The sequence below is a fragment of the Subtercola sp. YIM 133946 genome (genome assembly GCF_036553535.1).
Classification (GTDB): Bacteria; Actinomycetota; Actinomycetes; order Actinomycetales; family Microbacteriaceae; genus Subtercola.
Window position 1 is genome coordinate 1 of sequence record NZ_JAZHPE010000007.1, and the last position, 20055, is coordinate 20055.

Genomic DNA, 20055 nt, shown 5'->3' on the forward strand with positions numbered 1-20055 from the left:
TCGTCGTCGAGATCGTCGTCGTCGAGATCGTCGTCGTCGAGATCGTCGTCGTCGCGATCGTCGTCGTCGACGTCGTCGGCGAGCTCGGGCGCGACGTAGTGGGGGTCGTTCTCATCACCCCAGCTCAGGGCATCGTCGTCGGCGGTGCGTCTCATGCCTTCAGGGTACCGTGCACCGCTGTGGCCGCCGTCGTGCGACCATAGGCGGCACGTCGGTACGATGGGCGCATGACGGCGGTCGACTACTTCATCACGGGCGACCACGATGCGGCCCGCGCCGCGCTGGCCGCCGCGCTGCGCTCGCAGGGTTTCGAGCTGGCGACGGCCCCCACCGGCGGCTGGAGCGTCACCCGCGGCTCGGTCGGCGCCACCGTGTGGCTGGGAGCCTTCGCCGGGCGCAGCAATCAGCGCCTCGAGTACTCAATGCAGTTCTTCGAGTGGGAGGGCCAGCTCGTGGCCCGGCTCAACCGCACCAGCGGCGCGGGCGCCATGGGCGGCGTCATCGGCGTCTCGCGGTCGGCCGACGTCTTCACCGAGCTCGACCAGGCGGTGGGCTCGGAGCTCACCCGCCTCGGCATCCTCGCCACCGTCACCCACTACCCCTGACCCTTCGCTCACCCTCCCTGCCGCCCCTCCCTGCCGCCCCTCCCCTCCCTCCCGCACACGGATCACAAAAATCGCCCCAAGACCGGAGTCTCAGGGCGATTTTCGTGATCCACCGTGTGATGGAAGGAGGGGCGGGTCAGCGCGCAGCGCTGCCCTCGGCGTGCGCCGGCCAGGGGCCGGCGCACGCCGTAGGCACAGCGTCGGCTGCGCCGACTGCACGGAAGTCAGCGCGCAGCGCTGCCTTCCGTGTAGTCGGCGTCGGTCTGCTTCCAGGCGAAGAGGGCGCGCAGCTCGCGGCCGGTCTCCTCGATGGGGTGCGCGGCACCCTTTTCGCGCAGAGCGAGGAACTCGGGGGCTCCAGCATCCTGGTCGTTGATGAAACGAGTGGCGAACGCACCCGACTGGATGTCTGCCAGCACGGCCTTCATGTTCTCTTTGACGCTCGGGTCGATGACGCGCGGGCCCGACACGTAGTCGCCGTATTCGGCGGTGTCGCTGACGCTCCAGCGCTGCTTGGCGATGCCGCCCTCCCACATGAGGTCGACGATGAGCTTCAGCTCGTGCAACACCTCGAAGTAGGCGATCTGCGGCTGGTAGCCGGCCTCGACCAGCGTCTCGAAGCCGTACATGACCAGCTGCGAGGTTCCGCCGCAGAGCACGGCCTGCTCGCCGAACAGGTCGGTCTCGGTCTCTTCGGTGAAGGTGGTCTTGATACCGCCGGCACGCAGGCCGCCGATGGCGCGGGCGTACGACCAAGCGAGCGCCCAGGCCTGACCCGAGGCATCCTCTTCGACTGCCACGATCACGGGAACGCCACGGCCGGCCTCGAACTCGCGGCGCACCGTGTGACCCGGGCCCTTCGGAGCGACGAGAACCACGTCGGTGCCCTCGGGCGCCTGGATGTAACCGAAACGGATGTTGAAGCCGTGCCCGAAGACGAGCGTCGAGCCCGGCTTGAGGTTCGGAGCAATGTCTGCGGCGTAGATGCCGCGCTGGTGCTGGTCGGGCGCGAGGATGACGATGACGTCGGCCCACGCGGTGGCGTCGGCCACCGAGACGACCTCGAAGCCGGCTTCTTCGGCCTTGACGATCGACTTCGAGCCCTCCTTGAGGGCGACCTTGACCTCGACGCCCGAGTCGCGCAGGTTCAGCGCGTGGGCGTGGCCCTGCGAGCCGTAGCCGACGACGGCCACCTTTTTCGACTGGATGAGCGACAGATCGGCGTCTGCGTCGTAGAAGATTTCAGTCACGATGTTTCTTTCTCCTTGTGTTGGCTGGTTGAGTAGCGGGGCGGAGCCACGCGTATCGAAACAGGTCTGTGCGGATGCTGGTTTCGATACGTCTCGCTGCGCGAGCCTACTCAACCAGCGAGTGGTCAGTTCTTGTACACGCGCTCGGTGATCGACTTGCTGCCGCGCCCGATGGCGAGCAGCCCCGACTGGGCGATCTCTTTGATGCCGTACGGCTCCACCACGCGCAGGAATGCGTTGGTCTTGCCGGTGTCGCCCGTCACCTCGATGACGAGCGCGTCGGTCGACACATCGACGACACGGGCGCGGAACAGGTTCACCGCCTCGAGCACGTGCGACCGCGTCGAGTTGTCGACCTTCACCTTCACGAGCAGGTGTTCGCGCTGCACCGACTGGGTCTGGTCGAGTTCGACGATCTTGATCACGTTGATCAGCTTGTTCAGCTGCTTGGTGACCTGTTCGAGCGGCAGCTCGTCGACGTCGACCACGACGGTGATGCGCGAGAGACCGTCGATCTCGCTCGCACCGACGGCCAGCGACTCGATGTTGAACCCGCGACGAGCGAACAGCCCCGCCACGCGGGTCAGGAGGCCCGGTTTGTCTTCGACGAGCAGGGAGAGAACGTGGTGGCTCATGGTCTACTCCTGTTCCCACTCGGGCGCGTGTTCGCGCGCATACTGAACCTCTGAGTTGCCGACGCCCTGCGGCACCATCGGCCACACCATCGAGTGCGGGCTCACGATGAAGTCGATGACCACCGGGCGGTCATTCGTCTCGATCGCGAGTTTGATGGCGGCGTCGACGTCTTCCTTCTTCGTGACCCGGATGCCCAGCGCACCGTATGCGTCGGCCATTTTGACGAAGTCGGGAATCATGACGGTGCCGTCGCCCGTGTTCAGGTCGGTGAAGCTGTGCCGGCCGTCGTAGAACAATGTCTGCCACTGCCGCACCATGCCGAGCGATGAGTTGTTGATGATGGCGACCTTGATCGGGATCTTGTTGATCGTGCAGGTCGCGAGCTCCTGGTTGGTCATCTGGAAGCAGCCGTCGCCGTCGATCGCCCACACCGTGCGGTCGGGGTTGGCGACCTTGGCGCCCATGGCCGCAGGCACGCCGTAACCCATCGTGCCGGCGCCACCGGAGTTCAGCCAGGCGTTGGGACGCTCATACTTGATGAACTGGGCGGCCCACATCTGGTGCTGGCCCACGCCTGCCGCGAAGATGCCCTCTGGGCCGGTGATCTGGCCGATGCGCTCGATGACGTACTGCGGTGAGAGAAGGCCGTCGTCGGGCTCGTCGTAGCCGAGGGGGTACTGGGTCTTCAGCTCGCGCAGGCGATCCCACCAGTCGGAGATGTCGGGCACCGTGCCGACACCGTCGGCGGCTGCCGCGGCACCGGCCGCGATGATGTCGCGGAAGGCGGCGGTCAGGTCGATGATGACGTCTCTGGCGTCACCCACGATCGGAACGTCGGCCACCCTGATCTTCGAGATCTCGGCCGGGTCGATGTCGACGTGCACGATCTTCGCGTCGGGCGCGAACTCGCTGACCTTGCCGGTGACGCGGTCGTCGAACCGGGCGCCCAGCGAGATGAGCAGGTCGCTCTCCTGCAGCGCCAGAACGGCCGGAACGGTGCCGTGCATGCCGGGCATGCCGAGGTTCTGCTCGTGCGAGTCAGGAAAAGCGCCGCGTGCCATCAGGGTGGTGACCACCGGCGCACCGGTGAGTTCGACGAGCTTCAGCAGCTCGGCAGACGCCTCGGCGCGGATGACGCCGCCGCCGACGTAGAACACCGGGCGCTTGGCCTCGGCGAGCAGGGCCGCTGCGGCCTGGATCTGCTTGCCGTGCGCCTTGATCACCGGGCGGTAGCCCGGCAGGTCGACCTTCGGCGGCCAGATGAACGGCGCGAAGTTCTGCTGGGCATCCTTCGTCACGTCGACGAGCACGGGGCCCGGGCGGCCGGTGGAGGCGATGTGGTACGCCGCGGCGATCGTGGCCGGCACGTCTTCGGGGCGCGTGACGAGAAAGGAGTGCTTGGTGATGGGCATCGTGATGCCCGAGATGTCGACCTCCTGGAAGGCGTCGGTGCCCATCAGGTGCGAGAACACCTGGCCGGTGATGGCGAGCAGCGGCACCGAGTCCATGTAGGCGTCGGCGATGGCGGTGACCAGGTTCGTCGCGCCGGGGCCGGAGGTCGCGATGGCGACACCGACCTTGCCGGTCGAGGAGGCGTACCCCTCGGCGGCGTGGCCGGCACCCTGTTCATGGCGTACCAGTATGTGGCGGATGGCCGACTGGCTCATCAGCTCGTCGTAGAAGGGCATGATGGCGCCGCCGGGCAGGCCGAAGACGTCTTTCACACCGAGGTGTTCGAGCGAGCGGAGGATGGCCGCCGAACCGTTCAGCAGTTCGGGCTGTGGCGGCGAGGCCGCAGGCCGCGCGGGCGTGCGGGTGTTCGACGGCACGGGAAGTGATTCCGTGGACATAGAGAGGGATCCTAAAAAATCGCGAGCGAGGTGTTGCCGTGATTCGTCTCGAACGATGGGGCGGAACGAGAGGGTCGCATCGACGGCAACCTGGTGCGGCCGCTACCCGGTGATCGCGCCTTCAGCGGCTGAATGCACGAGCTTGGAGTATTTGGCCAGAACGCCACGGGTATAGCGCGGAGGAAGCGGAGCCCAGCCTTCACGGCGGGCTGCAAGCTCTGCTGGTTCGACAAGTAGGTCAAGCGAGCGAGCTGCGATATCGACCCGTATTAGATCACCATCGCGCACGAAGGCAATCGGACCTGCGTCGACTGCTTCGGGTGCTATGTGGCCGATGCACAGGCCGGTTGTGCCGCCTGAGAATCGTCCGTCGGTCAATAGTAGTACATCCTTGCCGAGCCCAGCGCCCTTGATGGCCGCCGTGATGGCGAGCATCTCGCGCATGCCGGGGCCGCCCTTCGGGCCTTCGTAGCGGATGACCACCACGTCGCCGTGCTCGATCTCACCGTTGGTCAGGGCATCCATTGCCGCGCGCTCGCGCTCGAACACCTTCGCGGGGCCCTCGAACACGCTGGCGTCGAAGCCCGCCGTCTTGACGACGCCGCCCTCGGGGGCCAAGGAGCCCTTGAGCACCGTGAGGCCGCCCGTGGGGTGGATGGGGTTGTCCATGGTGCGCAGTACCTTGCCGTCGAGCGCCGGGATGTCGAGCGCGGCGAGGTTCTCGGCCAGGGTCTTGCCCGTGACGGTGAGCGCGTCGCCGTGCAGCAGGCCGGCATCCAGCAGCGCCTTCATGAGCACCGGCAGGCCGCCGTGGCGGTCGAGGTCGTTCATGACGTACCGACCGAACGGCTTCATGTCGGCGAGGTGCGGAATCTGGTCGCCGATGCGGTTGAAGTCGTCGATGGTGAGGTCGACCTCGGCCTCGTAAGCGATGGCGAGGAGGTGCAGGATGACGTTGGTCGAACCTCCCAGTGCCATGGCGACGGCGATCGCATTCTCGAACGCGTCTTTCGTCAGAATGTCGCGGGTGGTGATGCCGAGGCGCAGCATGTTCACCACGGCCTCGCCCGAGCGGTGCGCGTAGTAGTCGCGGCGGCGGTCGGCGCTGGCGGGGGATGCACTGCCGGGCAGGCTCATTCCGAGCGCTTCGGCGACCGAAGCCATGGTGTTGGCCGTGTACATGCCGCCGCACGCGCCCTCGCCGGGCGCGAAGGCGCACTCGATGCGCTTCGCGTCGGCCTCGCTCATGGTGCCGGCCTTGACGCCGCCGACGGCCTCGAACGAGTCGATGATGGTGATGTCTTTCTCTGTGCCGTCGCTGAGCTTCACCCAGCCCGGCGCGATCGACCCTGCGTAGAGGAATACGCTGGCGAGGTCGAGGCGCGCAGCCGCCATGAGCATGCCGGGCAGCGACTTGTCGCAGCCGGCGAGCAGCACAGAGCCGTCGAGGCGCTCGGCCTGCATGACCGTCTCAACGCTGTCGGCGATGACCTCGCGCGAGACGAGCGAGAAGTGCATGCCCTCGTGGCCCATCGAGATGCCGTCAGAGACCGAGATGGTGCCGAACTGCAGCGGGTAGCCGCCACCCGAGTGCACGCCCTCCTTCGAGGCCTGCGCGAGGCGATCGAGAGAGAGGTTGCAGGGAGTGATCTCGTTCCATGAGCTCGCAATGCCGATCTGCGGCTTGTCCCAGTCGGCGTCGCCCATGCCGACCGCGCGCAGCATTCCGCGCGACGTGGTGGCTTCGATTCCGTCGGTGACGACGCGCGAGCGCGGCTTCATGTCTATTTCGGGCATGTTACGAGTCTAGAACGACCGGAGGGTGCGCTAGCGACCTGCCCGCGGCTCTCCGGTATCATCACACGCGAGGGGAAGTCGGCATTTGATGAGACCATTCGCGCATCGCACGCCCAGGCAGCTGCGTTCGCTCTCGTTGCAACTCGTCTCTCTGCCCGGCGCGGCCTTTCTGCTGGTACTCGCGCTGAGCGCAGACTTCACCCCCGACTGGGTGCAGTTCGTGGTGCTGCTGGGCGTCGCCGCGGGCGTCGCGGTGTGGGTGATCGCCCGGTACACCCGCCTCGCCACGGGCCGGTTCACGATCGGGGTGATCACGTCGACGATGGCCCTGACCACGCTTATCGGCCTGACCATCCAGCCTGCCGCCATCGGCACCCTCTCTGCCTTCGTCTTTCTCGGCATCGCGGTCGCCGCGTCGGCCTTCCTCCACCAGCGCATGATCGTCGCGTTCAGCGTCGCCTGCACGGTGCTCGGAGTGCTGATGATCGTGCTGCGGTCGTCGATTCCGCTCGTCGCCGGCATCATCTTCGTGGCGCTGATGACCATCACGATCCTGGTCGTGCTGGTGCTTCGGCAGTCGCTGCAGGCCGCCCGCGACGAGGCCGTCGCGCTGTCGCTCGCCGATGCCCTGACGGGGCTCGCGAACCGCCGCAGCATGGAGCTCAACGTTCCCATGATGAGCGCGCTGGCCGAACGCACCAACCAGCACCTCGGCTGCCTCGCCCTCGACCTCGACCATTTCAAGATGGTGAACGACACCTACGGGCACCTCGTCGGCGACGACGTACTCAAGGTGATAGCGGATGCCCTGATCAAGGCCACCCGCAACAGCGACCTCTGCGTGCGGGTCGGGGGTGACGAGTTCTCTGTCTTCACCATCGTCCAGGGCCGCGACGAACTCTCGGCCGTGGCGGAACGGGTGCGGGCCGCCGTCGCCGAGCTCGCGGTGCAGCCGCCCACCACGGTGAGCATCGGCGGCGCCCTGCAGCGGCGGGGCACGGGGCCGGCGGGGCGGGCGGCTGCCGGCGGTGCCGCCTCCACCGAGGGGGCCGCTGCGCCGCAGTTCTCGCCGCTCGACACCCTCGTGCTGGAAGCAGATCGCGCCCTCTACGAGGCCAAGTCGGCCGGGCGGAACGCGGTGCAGATCGCCGGATGAGCGGCGCCGCGCGCGGCGGTCAGCGGGTGTGGGCGCGGCCAGCGGGTGTGGGCGCGGTGAGCGGGTAGCGCGCACCCCTGCGCGAGGCGGTCAGCGCGTGGCCCACCCGTGCGGGAGGCCGTCAGCGGCGCAACGTGGCCAGCAGCGACAGCACTCCGGCGACCTCGCGCGGGTCGGCCACCCGAAACTCGGCGATCGTCTTGCCGGGCCCGCTCTTCAGGCCGAAGTCGCGCGGGCGCAACACCGCGAAAGCGTCTTCGTCGGTGACGTCGTCGCCCGCGTAGAACACCGCCGTCGCCTTCGTGTACTCCTTCAGGTGCAGCAGGGCCTCGCCCTTCGTGGCGCTGCGCACCGAGAACTCGATCACGTTCTTGCCTTCGCGCACCGTCAGACCGGCGATCTCGGCCTGCGTCTCGCTGAGCGCCTGCATGTGCGCCACGCGGCTGTCTTTGTCGGTGGCCAGCCGGGTGTGCAGCGCGAAACCGGCCGGTTTCGTCTCGACCCACACCTGGTCGAGCCCGGCGGCGACATCTTCGAGCACCTCGCTGAGGGCTTCGACCTGCTCGAGTTCGACCGTGTCGAGGTCGAGAGTGGTGTCGGGGCTGTCGAGACGGAACTCCACCCCGTGCGACCCCACCAGCAGAACCTCGTCGGGCATGTTCGCCACCTGCTCGAGGCTGCTCATGGCGCGCCCCGAGATGAGCGCGACGCGCGTGTTCGGCAGGGCGAGCAGGCGAAAGATGGCGGCGCGAGCCTCGGGCAGGGCGCGGGCGCGCAGCGGATCATCCACTTCGGGTGCCAGCGTGCCGTCGAAGTCGAGCGCAACGAGCAGCCTGCTCTCGCGGCTCAACAGCGTGAGCTTGTCAACCAGGGCCGCGCTGTCGTCTGACTCATGGATGCCCGTGCCGGGGGCAAGCGTGTCGCTCACTGCTGCTCGTCGCCACCTTCCGCGTGTTGCGCGGCCGCAGCCGCGCGTTCGTCGTTCTCAGCCGTGTCGACCGCGCGCGAATCGTTCTCGGCGGCACGGTCGACGGCCTCGTCGGTCTGGGCCGCAGCGTCGGCTGCGTCTGACGCACTCTGGGCCATCGTCTGGTCGGCGAGGGCATCGAGGAACGACTTCGACCATCGGGCGACATCGTAGTCTTTGACCCGCTTGCGCAGCGAGCGCATGCGGCGCGAGCGCTCGTGCCGCGGCATCTGGATGGCCCGCATGATGGCCTCTTTGAGACCCTCGATGTCGTGCGGGTTGACCAGCAGCGCGGTCTTCAGCTCGTCGGCCGCGCCGGCGAACTCGCTCAGCACGAGCACTCCGTCGTTGTCGAAGCGGGTGGCGACGTACTCCTTGGCGACGAGGTTCATGCCGTCGCGCAGCGCGGTCACCAGCATCACGTCGGCGGCGAGGTAGAGGGCGACCATCTCCTCGCGTGGCCGGCCCTGGTGCAGGTAGCTGATCGCGGTGTGGCTGATGGTGCTGAAGTCGCCGTTGATGCGGCCGACGGTGAGCTCGATCTCGTCACGCAGGCTCATATAGGTCTGCACCCGCTCACGGCTCGGGCTCGCCACCTGCACCAGGCTGGCGTCGGCGACGCTGATCTTGCCGTCGGCGAGCAGCTCGCCGTAGGCCTTCAGCCGGTGGCCGATGCCCTTCGTGTAGTCGAGCCGGTCGACGCCGAGCATCACGATCTCGGGGTCGCCCAGCTCGTGCCTGATCTCACGCGCGCGGGCCTGGATCTCGGGTCGGTGCGCGAGTTCCTCGAAGCTGGCGGCGTCGATCGAGATGGGGAAGGCGCGGGCGGTCACGGTGCGAACCTGGTGTCCTCGGCGCGACAGCTTGGCGCGCAGCGGGTTGCCCTGCACCTCGGCCTCGTCTTCGATGGGCACTTCGATCGAGGTGCCCTTCGTGGTGTAGCCGAGCAGGCGGCGCACGGCGCGGCTGAAGTTGCCGGCATCCGCGACCCGCTGGAAGCCGATCACATCGGCACCGAGCAGGCCCTCGATGATCTGGGTGCGCCAAGGCAGCTGCGAGAAGAGGCCGTATGCCGGAAACGGAATATGGTTGAAGAACCCGATCACGAGGTCGGGTCGTATCTCGCGCAGCATCTTCGGCACGAGTTGCAGTTGGTAGTCCTGTACCCACACGGTGGCGCCGGACGCGGCGACCTCGGCTGCGGCGTCGGCGAAGCGCTGGTTCACCTCGACATAGGAGTCCCACCAGTCGCGATGGTACGTGGGTGGGGCGATCACGTCGTGGTACAGCGGCCAGAGAGTGTCGTTCGAGAAGCCCTCGTAGTAGAGCTCGACGTCTTCGGCGCTGAGCGGCACGGGCACGATCGAGATGCCGTCGTGCTCGAACGGTTCGGAGTGGTCGCCCGCGACGCCCGCCCAGCCGACCCATGCCCCGTCGCTCTCACGCATCACCGGTTCGAGTGCGGTCACCAGACCGCCGGGCGACCCGCGCCACGACTCCGAGCCGTCTGCCGCCACCACTTTGTCGACCGGCAGCCGGTTCGACACCACGACCAGATCGTAGTCTCCGCCCGTTTCGTCTGGCGTGGATGAGGCAGAGATGATGCGCCCTTCGTCGTTCGTCGTCATGGTCATGCGCTGTCTACGCGGTGTTCAGCCAACCGCACTAGGCTCACGAAGATGATACGCGTAGGGATGAGTACGTCGTGCGTCTATCCGCTGGGGGTCGAGGAAGGTTTTCGCTACGCGAAGCTCGCCGGGTACGACGGTGTCGAGGTGATGGTCACCCGCGACGAGGTGACCCAGACGGCCGAGACACTGCTGGCGCTCTCGGCGAAGTACGAGATACCGATCCTGTCGATCCATGCGCCCGTTCTGCTGCTCACGCACTTCGTGTGGGGCAGAGACCCGCAGGTGAAGCTGGAGAAGTCGGCCGAGCTCGCGCAGGCCGTCGGTGCCACGGCGGTGGTGGTGCATCCACCCTTTCGCTGGCAGTCGGAGTACGCCGAGAACTTTCTGCGCATCGTGCGCGAGACCAGCGAGAACCACGGGGTCGAGATCGCGGTCGAGAACATGTTTCCCTGGAAGGTGAAGGGCACGAGTCTGAAGGCCTACTCCCCCGGCTGGGATCCGTTGCCCATGGACTGCGACGCGGTCACGCTCGACTTCTCGCACGCTGCGCTGTCGGGCCGCGACTCGCTCGAGATGGCGCAGGCGCTCGGTGCGCGGCTGCGGCACATCCACCTCTGCGACGGGTCGGGATCGCTCGATGAGGGCCGGGTGTTCGACGAACACCTGCTGCCCGGCTACGGCGGCCAGCCGGTGCACGAGGTTCTCGACTACCTCGCGTCGACGAACTGGTCGGGCAGCGTCGTTGCCGAAGTGAACACCCGCAAGGCGAAGACCGAAGACGAACGGCTGGCGCTGCTGACCGAGACGCTGGCCTTCGGCCGCATGACGGCGTGGGAGAAGACCGCCGAGCCGCTGAAGAAACGCAAGCAGAAGAAGGCCGACAAGAAGGCGGGCAAGGCGCAGAAACGAGCGGCACAGTCTGCCTCATAACCGCCGATCACGGCAGCCCTTTTTCACGCGCTGCCGGGTGCCCTAACGTTGTGTCATTAGAGAAAGTGGCCTCATGCGCAAATTCATCTTCAACTCGAGCATCATCGGTGCCGTCGCGAGCGGGTTCGCGGTCATCCAGACCACCCGAAAGGGCCCCCGTGACTGGCGGCTGCTTCTCATGTGGCTGAGCTGGGGGCTGTCGATCGCCCTCGCTGTGGGCAGCGTGCTGCAGGATGACCGTGACGCTCGGGAGCTCGAAGACTCCTGATCGACCCCGCCCCAGGGCCCGTCGACGGGCTACCGGCCCCGCAACTCCACTCTTCGCCGCACCGCTGACGGCGTGGCGGGCGCACCTCGACGGAGGTGCTGCCTCACACTGTACGTACGTGACACTCGTGAAGAGGTGCAGGGCATGATGGGTTGGCGGCGCAAGGCCAAAGCAGAGCGTGAGAAGGTCATGAGCGCAGAGGCGCTCTACGACCTGGTGAACCAGACGCTGTTGAGCAACTTCGGGCCGCTCGGCTCGTACGCCATCACCCGGCGGGCCGCCAGCGACAACGACGACATCTTCCACACCATCCTCGCCTCGTCGGTGGCGCACAACATCGTGACGAACCTCATCGAGCACAAAGCCGTCGTCGTGCAGAGTTCGGTACCGGTCGTCTCGCTCGCGCCGGTCGACGCCGTGCCGGTGCCCCAGCAGCTCGCCGACGCCGTGACAGAGCTGCGCCCGGTGGCGCCCCTCGCGGCCGAGCAGCCGGTGCGTCTCGACGCCGCGACCGCGGCTGTGGCCGAGCTGGCCGACGCCGAACTCGAACGCGCGGCCGAATCGAAGCTCAGCGTCGCGAACTGAGCGCGAGCCAGTAGACGCGCTCGCTGGGCCGGGGGCGCGGGCACGCAGACGCAAGCTCACCGGTAGAGGCTCACAGACGCGGGCGGGTGCGCTCTCAGATACGCGGCCAGAGGGTCGGGCCCTCGCTGCCGGCGCGGTAGTTGTCGATCGGCACCTCGTCGTCGTGCCACGCCTTGACGATCGGTGCGACGATGCGCCACCCCTCCACTGCCGAGTCGCCGCGCACCGACAGCGACGAGTCGCCGTCGAGGATGCCCGCCAGCACTTCCCGGTACGCCAGCAGCTGCCCGTCGCCGAAGTGGGCGTCGAGGCTGATGCGCTCGAGCTCGTAGGGGTCGCCCGGGCCGTTGATGTTGATCTCGAGCGACATCTCGTCAGGAGCCAGGAAGACGCGCAGCACGGTGGGGTCGTTGTGGCCCTTGAGACCCACCGGCAGCTGCCGGGCCGGGCGGAACGTGATGACGATCTCGCGCCGCCGCTCAGCGAGGGCCTTGCCCGAACGCAGGGTGAACGGGATGCCCGCCCAGCGCCAGGTGTTGACCTCGAACGTCACCTCGGCGAGCGTCTCGGTCTCGCGCTTCGGGTCGACCCCGGGCTCGTCGACGTACGACGGCAACTGCCGCCCCTGCACCTCGCCGGCCGTGTACCGAGCCCGGCGGCTGCCGGCGATGGGGTCGCCCTGCCACACCCGGGTGGCCCGCAGCACCAGCTGCTTCGCGTCGCGGAGGTCGTGCGAGCGCAGCGTCGACGGCGGCTCCATCGCCACGACGGCCATGACCTGCAGCAGGTGGCTCTGGATCATGTCGACCAGCGCCCCCGCGGTGTCGTAGTAGCGAGCGCGACCCTCGAGGGCGAGCTGCTCGTCGTAGATGATCTCAATCTTCTCGATGTGCTCGGCGTTCCACACCGGCTCGAAGATGCGGTTGGCGAAGCGCAGGCCGAGCAGGTTGAGCACTGTGGAACGGCCGAGAAAGTGGTCGACGCGGTGAATCTGCTCTTCGGGCACGAGCTTCAGCAGTAGGGCATTGAGGTCGATTGCGCTCTGCTCGTCGGTGCCGAACGGTTTCTCGAGGGCCAGCGTCAGGCCGTCGGGGCGCGTGACGTCTTGCAGGGCGGCACAGGCCGCGGCCGCGACGGCCGGTGGCAGGGCGAAGTAGATCGCCGGTACGCCGTCGGCGGCGTCGAGGATCTTCTGCAGGTCGGCGGGCTTGGTCACGTCGGCCTGATAGTAGTGCGAGCCCTTCAGGATAGCCGCGACGGTGTCGCCCGACGCGTTCACCTCGGCGAACGAGGAGGTGATGACCTCGTGCCACCTCGCGTCGTCCCACGCTTCGCTGCCGGCGCCGATGAGCGTCAGTGTGCGCTCCGGCTCAGAGGTGAGCAGCTGCGCCAGTCCGGGCAGAAGCAGGCGCGCGGAGAGGTCTCCACTCGCGCCGAGAATGACGAGGGTGCCGATCGTTTGACTCATGTGCTCACCCTAGAACACCTCGGGGGTGAGTCAGGTGAACACCGCGGAACGACGCTCAGGATGAAGGCTGCGGCGGTGCGGCCTCGGCCGTCGACGGTGCCGGATCGTCAGAGGGGGCAGGGTCGGGGTCGCCGGGGTTGGCCTCGGGAGGAGTCGGGAAGGTCACCGGCGGACTCGGGTCGGTGACCGGCGGAACGGGGTCGGTCGCAGGCGGGGCCGGGTCGGTGGCGGGCGGGGCGGGGTCGGTTGCCGGCGGGGCGGGGTCGACGGGAGCCGGAGCGTCGCCGCCCGTGCCCGCGTCTGACGAACCCGAGTCGGAACTGCCGGAACCACTGGCGCCAGACGAACCCGAATCCGACGAACCCGAATCCGACGAACCCGAATCCGACGAGTCGCCGGAGTCGTAGGACCCGCCGGAATCACCCGAGTCAGCCGTGTCGGTGGAACCGGTGGCTTCGCTGGGAGACGGGGTCGGGGTCGGCGCGACCACCGGGGTGATGGGAATCACCGGAGCCGCTGTGGGTGTCGGCGTCGGCGTGGGGGTCGGGGTGTACAGATACCCGATCGCCGCAGGCGCCGACGTTTCGTGCGGGGCCGTGCGTTCGAGTGCGACGCCGCAGAGCGCGGCGGTGCCGCCGGCGGCCACGACGAAGGCCGCCACCAGCGGAACACTGCGAGGAACCGCCCGCACGACGCGTCGTCCGCGTCGCGCCAGATCATTCAGAAACGCCACGCCGCGATTTTACGGGAGATGCGTCGTATTTGACCCAAAAAGAGTTACGAATGTTATTTCCTGTCGATTCGTGTGATTCGTGTGATCGCACGTCAGTCGGGCAGCCGGTTCGACGAGGCCAGCTCTGCGTACCAGTGCGCACTGTCTTTCGGCACGCGCACGAGGGTGTCGTAGTCCACTCGCACGATGCCGAAGCGCTTGGAGTAGCCGTAGCCCCACTCGAAGTTGTCCATCAGCGACCACACGAAGTAGCCGCGCAGGTCGACGCCCTGCTCGAGCGCCCGGTGGGCGGCCGTGATGTGGCGGCGCAGGTAGTCGACGCGATCGGCGTCGTGCACGGCGACGACCTCGGACGCAGCGTCGTGCACGGCGACGACCCCGGGCGCAGCATCGTGCACAGCGACGACCCCGGCCGCAGCGTCGGTCGCGGCGAGCTCGAGGTGAACCGAGTCGTCGAAGGCGGCGCCGTTCTCGGTGATCATCAGCGGCTGGTTCGGAAACTCGTCGCGCAGCGACAGCAGCAGGTCTTCGAGGCCCGCGGGCTCGATGTTCCAGCCCATCTCGGTGTACGGGCCGGGCTGCTGGAGGAACTCGACGCGGTCGGCGCCGGGCCACGGCGAGCCGCCGACGTCTTTGTGACCGTCGGCGTTCTGCTTCGGGCTCACCCCATCCCACACCCGAACCAGGTTGGTCGAGTAGTAGTTGACCCCGAGCACGTCGAGGGGTTGGTGGATGATCTCGAGGTCGCCCTCGAGCACGAACCCCCAGTCGGTGATCGAGGCCGTGTCGGCGAGCAGGTCTGCCGGGTAGGCGCCCCTCAGCATCGGCCCGGTGAACGCCCGGTTGCCGAGCGCATCGATCTGCCGAACGGCATCGGCCGAGTCGTCGCCCTCGCCCCTGATGACGTGCAGGTTGAGCGTCACCGAGTACTGCGGGTCGTTGGTCACGACCCCGCGCAGCGCCTCGATGGCGAGCCCGTGGGCGAGGTTCAGGTGGTGCACGGCCCGCAGCGCCTTCAGCGGGTCGGTGAGCCCGGGGGCGTGGGCGCCCGAGCCGTAGCCGAGGTAGGCCGAGCACCATGGCTCGTTCAGTGTGGTCCAAGTGTGGATGCGGTCGCCGAACGCCTCCCCCACGATGCGCGCGTACTCGCCGAACGCCTCGGCGGTCGAGCGTGCCGCCCAGCCCCCCTCGTCTTCGAGCGCCTGCGGCAGGTCCCAGTGGTACAGCGTGGCGACGGGCCTGATGCCGCGTGCGATCAGGCCGTCGATGAGGCGGGAGTAGAAGTCGAGCCCGGCCTGGTTCGCGGGCCCCCGCCCGGTGGGCTGGATGCGTGGCCACGCGATCGAGAACCGGTAGGCGTGCAGGTTCAGCGCCTTCATGATGTCGAGGTCTTCGTCGAGGCGGTGGTAGTGGTCGTCGGCCACATCACCCGTGTCACCGTTGAACACCCGGCCGGGGGTGTGACTGAACGTGTCCCAGATAGACGGGCCGCGGCCGTCTTCGTGCACTGCCCCCTCGATCTGGTACGACGCGGTGGCCGAGCCGAAGGTGAAGTCGGCCGGGAAGACGAGGCCGCCGTCGCGGTAGTCGGGTGCGCCCTCAGTGGCTGCGGTGGTCGTGGTGCTGTCAGTCACAGTGCGAAAACTGCCTCTCCGTTTGATGCCGAGATTGTCTCGTCTTGCTCTACGACCCTAATGCTCCAGCCGTCGGGAACCGAGGAGGTCACCCTGATCTGTGCAGAACCACGCTCGACGGTGAACTGTGCAGAACGACCGTCGGGGTTCGTGACCGTCACCGTTCGAGTCGCCTCGGCACCGGATGCCGCACCCGGGTAGATCGCCAGCGTGAGCCCGTCGAGGTAGTCGTAGTCGGGCCGGTCTGACCGCGCTCCGACCGGCAGAACCGCGCCCTGGCGCACGTAGAGGGGCAGCGTGAGGAAGCCGTGCTGCTCGGTGCGCCACCCTCCGCCCGTGACCGTCTCGCCGGTGAAATAGTTGGTCCAGACGCCTGCGGGCAGGTAGAACGACACGCAACCGTCGGCGTCGAACACGGGCGCGACCAGTAGATCGGAACCCAGCAGGTACTGCGCGTCGAGATGGGCGGCGGCCCGGTCATCCGGAAACTCGAGCTGCACGGGCCGCAGCACGGGCACACCCGTCGCCGAGGCGTCGAGGCCCGCGCCGTAGAGGTACGGCATGAGCGAGAGCTTCAGCTTCGTGAACACGCGGGTGACGTCGACGGCCTCGTCGTCGAACACCCACGGCACCCGGTACGAGTCCGACCCGTGGAAGCGGCTGTGCGACGAGAGCAGGCCGAAGGCCGTCCAGCGTTTGAAGACGCCCGCGTCGGGCGTGCCCTCGAAACCGCCGATGTCGTGGCTCCAGAAGCCGAAGCCGCTGAACGCGAGCGAGAGCCCGCCGCGCAGAGTCTCGGCCATCGAGTCATAGGTCGACGTCGAGTCTCCGCCCCAGTGCACCGGCAGCTGCTGGCCACCGGCGGTCGCCGAGCGCGCGAAGAGCACCGCGTCACCGGTGCCGCGCGCCTCTTCGAGCACCTCGAACACGGCCTGGTTGTAGAGGTGCGTGTAGTAGTTGTGCATACGCTCGGGCGAGGAGCCGTCGAAGTAGTCGACGTCGGTCGGGATGCGCTCGCCGAAGTCGGTCTTGAACGCGTCGACACCCTGGTCGAGCAGCACGCGCAGCTTCGACTTGTACCAGGCCGTGGCGTCGGGGTTGGTGAAGTCGACGAGCGCCATGCCGGCCTGCCAGAGATCCCACTGCCACACGCTGCCGTCGGGGCGCTTCACGAGGTAGCCGAGCTCGCGGCCCTCGGCGAAGAGCTGCGAGCGCTGGGCGATGTACGGATTGATCCACACGCAGACGTGCAGGTTCTTGTCGTGCAGCCGCGCCAGCATGGCCTCGGGGTCGGGGAAGACCCGCTTGTCCCACTCGAAGTCGCTCCAGTTGAACTCGCGCATCCAGAAGCAGTCGAAGTGAAAGACGCTGAGCGGCAGGTCGCGTTCGGCCATCGCGTCGATGAACCCGGTGACGGTCTCTTCGTCGTAGCTGGTGGTGAACGAGGTGGTCAGCCAGAGCCCGTACGACCAGGCGGGCACGTGTGCGGGGCGGCCGGTGAGCGCGGTGTAGCGTTCGAGAATCTCTTTGGGCGTGGCGCCGTAGATCAGGAAGTACTCGAGCGTCTCGCCCGGCACCGAGAACTGCACGCGCTCGACGGCCTCCGAGCCGATCTCGTACGACACGTGCCCGGGGTGGTTCACCAGCACGCCGTAGCCGCGGTTCGTCAGGTAGAACGGAACATTCTTGTACGCCTGCTCGCTCGATGTGCCGCCGTCGGCGTTCCAGATGTCGACCACCTGGCCGTTCTTGACGACCGGGCCGAAGCGTTCGCCGAGCCCGTAGACGAGTTCGCCGACGCCGAGTGAGAGCTGGGCGAGCGTATAGGTGTGCGGATGCCCGGGCGAGCCGGGCCCGTATGCACCGCCCGCGTGGCCGGCCAGCTCCGCCCGCGCGTTGCCCACGACTCCACTCGAGACCTGGGCGCCGGGGGCGAGCTGCATGGTGGCGAGCGACTTGGCTCCGCTCGTGGTGAGCACCCGGCCGCCGCCCGTGAATTCGAGCGAGAACGGCGCTTCCTTGGTCACGGTCGCGGTGAGCGAACCCGAGGTGAGGGTGGCGCGGTCATCCTGAACCTGCACATCGCCGTGACCCGATTCGGCACCCACGAGGTCGAACCCGAACTGGGGCAGGCCGCCCTGGAAGTGCTCGACCCTGACGCCCACGATGTCGGGCAGCGGCGAACTCAGGGTGACGGTCAGCATCGGCCGGTTGAGCGTGTCGCCCCGGCTCTGGATGACCTTGGTCGGCGCCGAGACCACGAGGCTGTTCTCGTGCTGGTCGAGGTCGTAGGCCTCTTGGGCGTACAGGGCGGTGACGCCTGGCCGCATCTGCCAGAAACCGTCGGTGAACTTCATGGAGATCCTTTGGATGGAAAAAACGGGAGGGTTTCGATACGCCGTTCGCGGCTACTCAACCGGCGGGGTTTCGATACGCCGCTTCGCGGCTACTCAACCAGCGGGGTTTCGATACGCCGCTTCGCGGCTACTCAACCAGCGTGGGCCTACTTCACGGCCCCGGCCGTGATGCCGCGGGTCAGGGTGCGCTGGAAGATGAGGAAGAAGACCAGGGTCGGAATCAGACCGAGCAGTGCCGAGGCACTCGTGGTCGTGACATCCATCAGCCGGTCGCCCTGCAGCACGGCGATCGCGACGGGCACGGTCTGGTTCGCGTTGCTGACCAGGAAGGTCAGCGGAATCAGGAATTCGTTCCAGGTCCAGATGAAGAAGAAGATCAGGATGACCGCGAGGGTGGGCCGGCTGATCGGCACGATCACCCGCCACAGGATGGTCCATCGGCTGGCACCGTCGAGCGAGGCCGCCTCGAGCACCTCCTTCGGGAAGGTGCCGTACACGCTCGACAGCAGGTAGGTGCCGAATGCGCTCTGGATGACCGTGAAGATGATGATCACACTCCACACGTTGTCGTACAGTCCCACCTGCTTGAACATGAAGTAGAGCGGGTAGAGCAGGGCCTCCTGCGGCAGCACGTTGGCCAGCAGAAAGAGCACCACGATCCAGGTGCGGCCGCGAACGCGCCCGATACCGATGGCGTAGGCGTTCAGCACCGAGATGACCACCGCGAAGATGGCGACGAGGGCCGAGATGAAGAACGAGTTCCACAGCTTCTGCGGAAAGTTCACCCGGTTCCAGAAGTTCACGATGCCGTCGAAGTTGAGCGTGGTCGGCCACTGCAGCGGGCCGCCCGAGGCGTAGTCAGCCGGCGACTTGAATGAGTTGATGATGATCAGGTAGAACGGCACCGCGATCAGAATGCCGACGACGATGGCGCCCGCCAGCAGCAGCCAGTCGCTCGCCTTGCGGCGGCGCTTCTGCTTGCGCGGCACGAACTTGACCACGTTCGCTCCGGCGTCGACGGGGGCGGCCGGGCCGCGTCCGCTGTACCGGCGGTCATTGGTGATGGTTGCCATCAGCGCCCACTCTCCGCTCGCTCTGCCCGGTTCTGGGCCTTGATGAAGAACACAGCCACGACGATGATGACGATCGTGAGGGCGGTGGCGATCGTCGCCCCGTACCCCACCTGCTGGCTCTGGAAGAATTCGCTGTACGAGTAGTAACTCGGCACGATGGTCGCGGTACCGGGGCCGCCGCGGGTCAGCGTGTAGATCGGCCCGAACACCTTCAGCGCCGCGATGGTGCTCGTCAGGGTGACCACGAAGATCTCGGGCCGGATGATCGTGACGGTGATCGAGCGGAACCGCTGGAACCAGTTGGCACCGTCGAGCTCTGCTGCCTCGTAGAGTTCGGGATCGACCCGCTGCAGCGCAGCCATGAAGATGACCACGGGGTAGCCGATCTGCACCCACACCATCACCGCCATGATGCTGAGCAGGGCCGTGTCGGGGCTGCCCAGCCAGTTGTGGGCGAGGCCGCCAAGACCCACGTTCGTGAGCATGTCGTTGAGCGCGCCGTTGTCGGGCCGCAGAATCCAGCCGATCACCACCGCGGCGATGGCCACCGGCAGAATCTGCGGCAGGTAGTAGGTGGCCCGCAGAAAGCTGGCCAGCCGTCCGCCGAACTTCTTGCCGATGAGGTCGAAGAGCATCGCGGCAAGCACCAGGCCGATGAGCGTGGGCAGAATCACCATGGCGACGATCATCGCGATGCTGTTGCCGAAGCTGGTCCAGAACTTGGCGTCGCCCATCAGCTCGACCCAGTTGTCGAGGCCGATCCACTTGGGCGGCTTAATGCCGCGGTACGAGGTGAAGCTGAGGTAGACGTTCCACACGAGCGGCACGATCACGATGGCCGTCAGCAGAATGAACCCGGGAATCAGGTAGAGCCAGAACCCCGCCTTGCCCTTGCCGCTGTTGGGCAGCAACGACTCTTCTTCGTAGCGCGGTTTCTTCACGCGTGGCGGTTTGCCGGCGGTCAGTGTCGCCATGGCTCTACCTTCCTGTCGAGAACGGATGGATGGTCGGGGGGTGGGTGGGGGTGGGGGGTTGGGTTTCGATACGCCCCGCTGCGCGCGGCTACTCAACCGGCGCAGCCGCGGCGGTTGAGCAGCGGCGCAGCCGCGGTGGTT

At 67.3% G+C, this 20055-nt stretch carries 17 protein-coding genes; 5 read left to right on the plus strand and 12 right to left on the minus strand.

Annotated elements, in window-relative coordinates; translation table 11 throughout:
• Positions 1-227: 227 nt before the first annotated feature.
• A complete protein-coding gene (locus V3W46_RS01385) occupies positions 228-605 on the plus strand; it encodes a hypothetical protein (protein WP_331781292.1) in 378 nt (125 codons plus the stop codon).
• Positions 606-829: 224 nt separating this feature from the next.
• Here the strand turns inward: V3W46_RS01385 and ilvC are convergent, their stop codons facing one another.
• From ilvC to ilvD, 4 genes are all read right to left on the minus strand, one after another.
• Positions 830-1855, minus strand: a complete 1026-nt coding sequence (gene ilvC, locus V3W46_RS01390) for a ketol-acid reductoisomerase (RefSeq protein ID WP_331781293.1) — start codon at positions 1853-1855, stop codon at positions 830-832.
• A gap of 125 nt (positions 1856-1980) precedes the next feature.
• Positions 1981-2490 (minus strand): acetolactate synthase small subunit, encoded by a 510-nt coding sequence (ilvN, locus tag V3W46_RS01395; protein WP_331781294.1) that lies wholly within the window; start codon positions 2488-2490, stop codon positions 1981-1983.
• A 3-nt stretch (positions 2491-2493) separates the two neighbouring features.
• Complete coding sequence (locus V3W46_RS01400; protein ID WP_331781295.1) at positions 2494-4341, minus strand: acetolactate synthase large subunit; 1848 nt, start codon at positions 4339-4341, stop codon at positions 2494-2496.
• A gap of 102 nt (positions 4342-4443) precedes the next feature.
• Positions 4444-6138 carry a dihydroxy-acid dehydratase gene (gene ilvD, locus V3W46_RS01405; RefSeq protein ID WP_331781296.1) on the minus strand — a complete coding sequence of 565 codons (1695 nt, stop codon included), beginning with the start codon at positions 6136-6138 and terminating at the stop codon, positions 4444-4446.
• Between the two features lie 88 nt (positions 6139-6226).
• Between ilvD and V3W46_RS01410 the strand changes: the two genes are divergently transcribed.
• Positions 6227-7294 carry a GGDEF domain-containing protein gene (locus tag V3W46_RS01410; protein WP_331781297.1) on the plus strand — a complete coding sequence of 356 codons (1068 nt, stop codon included), beginning with the start codon at positions 6227-6229 and terminating at the stop codon, positions 7292-7294.
• A 121-nt stretch (positions 7295-7415) separates the two neighbouring features.
• On the opposite strand, the gene otsB is transcribed toward V3W46_RS01410, so the two are convergent.
• Positions 7416-8222, minus strand: coding sequence for a trehalose-phosphatase (gene otsB / locus V3W46_RS01415; RefSeq protein ID WP_331781298.1), 807 nt, complete (start codon positions 8220-8222; stop codon positions 7416-7418).
• Positions 8219-9889 (minus strand): alpha,alpha-trehalose-phosphate synthase (UDP-forming), encoded by a 1671-nt coding sequence (gene otsA / locus V3W46_RS01420; protein ID WP_331781299.1) that lies wholly within the window; start codon positions 9887-9889, stop codon positions 8219-8221. Before otsA ends, otsB begins: the two co-directional genes overlap by 4 nt.
• Before the next feature lie 51 nt (positions 9890-9940).
• Here otsA and V3W46_RS01425 point away from each other — a divergent pair, with 51 nt between their 5' ends.
• The 3 genes from V3W46_RS01425 (at position 9941) to V3W46_RS01435 (ending at position 11675) form a co-directional block, all read left to right on the plus strand.
• A complete protein-coding gene (locus V3W46_RS01425) occupies positions 9941-10822 on the plus strand; it encodes a sugar phosphate isomerase/epimerase family protein (RefSeq protein WP_331781300.1) in 882 nt (293 codons plus the stop codon).
• A gap of 73 nt (positions 10823-10895) precedes the next feature.
• Positions 10896-11090: a hypothetical protein gene (locus tag V3W46_RS01430; protein WP_331781301.1), complete on the plus strand. Its 195-nt coding sequence runs from the start codon at positions 10896-10898 to the stop codon at positions 11088-11090.
• Between the two features lie 144 nt (positions 11091-11234).
• Positions 11235-11675 (plus strand): hypothetical protein, encoded by a 441-nt coding sequence (locus tag V3W46_RS01435; RefSeq protein ID WP_331781302.1) that lies wholly within the window; start codon positions 11235-11237, stop codon positions 11673-11675.
• A gap of 94 nt (positions 11676-11769) precedes the next feature.
• Here V3W46_RS01435 and V3W46_RS01440 read toward each other — a convergent pair whose 3' ends face one another.
• The 6 genes from V3W46_RS01440 to V3W46_RS01465 form a co-directional block, all read right to left on the minus strand.
• Entirely contained in the window at positions 11770-13143 is a 1374-nt protein-coding gene (locus tag V3W46_RS01440) for a glucose-6-phosphate dehydrogenase (protein WP_331781303.1), read from the minus strand.
• A gap of 55 nt (positions 13144-13198) precedes the next feature.
• Positions 13199-13876, minus strand: a complete 678-nt coding sequence (locus V3W46_RS01445; RefSeq protein ID WP_331781304.1) for a hypothetical protein — start codon at positions 13874-13876, stop codon at positions 13199-13201.
• A 92-nt stretch (positions 13877-13968) separates the two neighbouring features.
• Positions 13969-15510, minus strand: coding sequence for a glycoside hydrolase family 1 protein (locus V3W46_RS01450; protein ID WP_331781305.1), 1542 nt, complete (start codon positions 15508-15510; stop codon positions 13969-13971).
• Entirely contained in the window at positions 15507-17867 is a 2361-nt protein-coding gene (yicI, locus tag V3W46_RS01455; RefSeq protein ID WP_331781306.1) for an alpha-xylosidase, read from the minus strand. The genes V3W46_RS01450 and yicI overlap by 4 nt, the downstream gene beginning before the upstream one ends.
• Before the next feature lie 146 nt (positions 17868-18013).
• Positions 18014-18940, minus strand: a complete 927-nt coding sequence (locus V3W46_RS01460) for a carbohydrate ABC transporter permease (protein ID WP_331781307.1) — start codon at positions 18938-18940, stop codon at positions 18014-18016.
• Positions 18940-19914, minus strand: coding sequence for a carbohydrate ABC transporter permease (locus V3W46_RS01465; protein WP_331781308.1), 975 nt, complete (start codon positions 19912-19914; stop codon positions 18940-18942). The genes V3W46_RS01460 and V3W46_RS01465 overlap by 1 nt, the downstream gene beginning before the upstream one ends.
• Between the last annotated feature and the right edge of the window lie 141 nt (positions 19915-20055).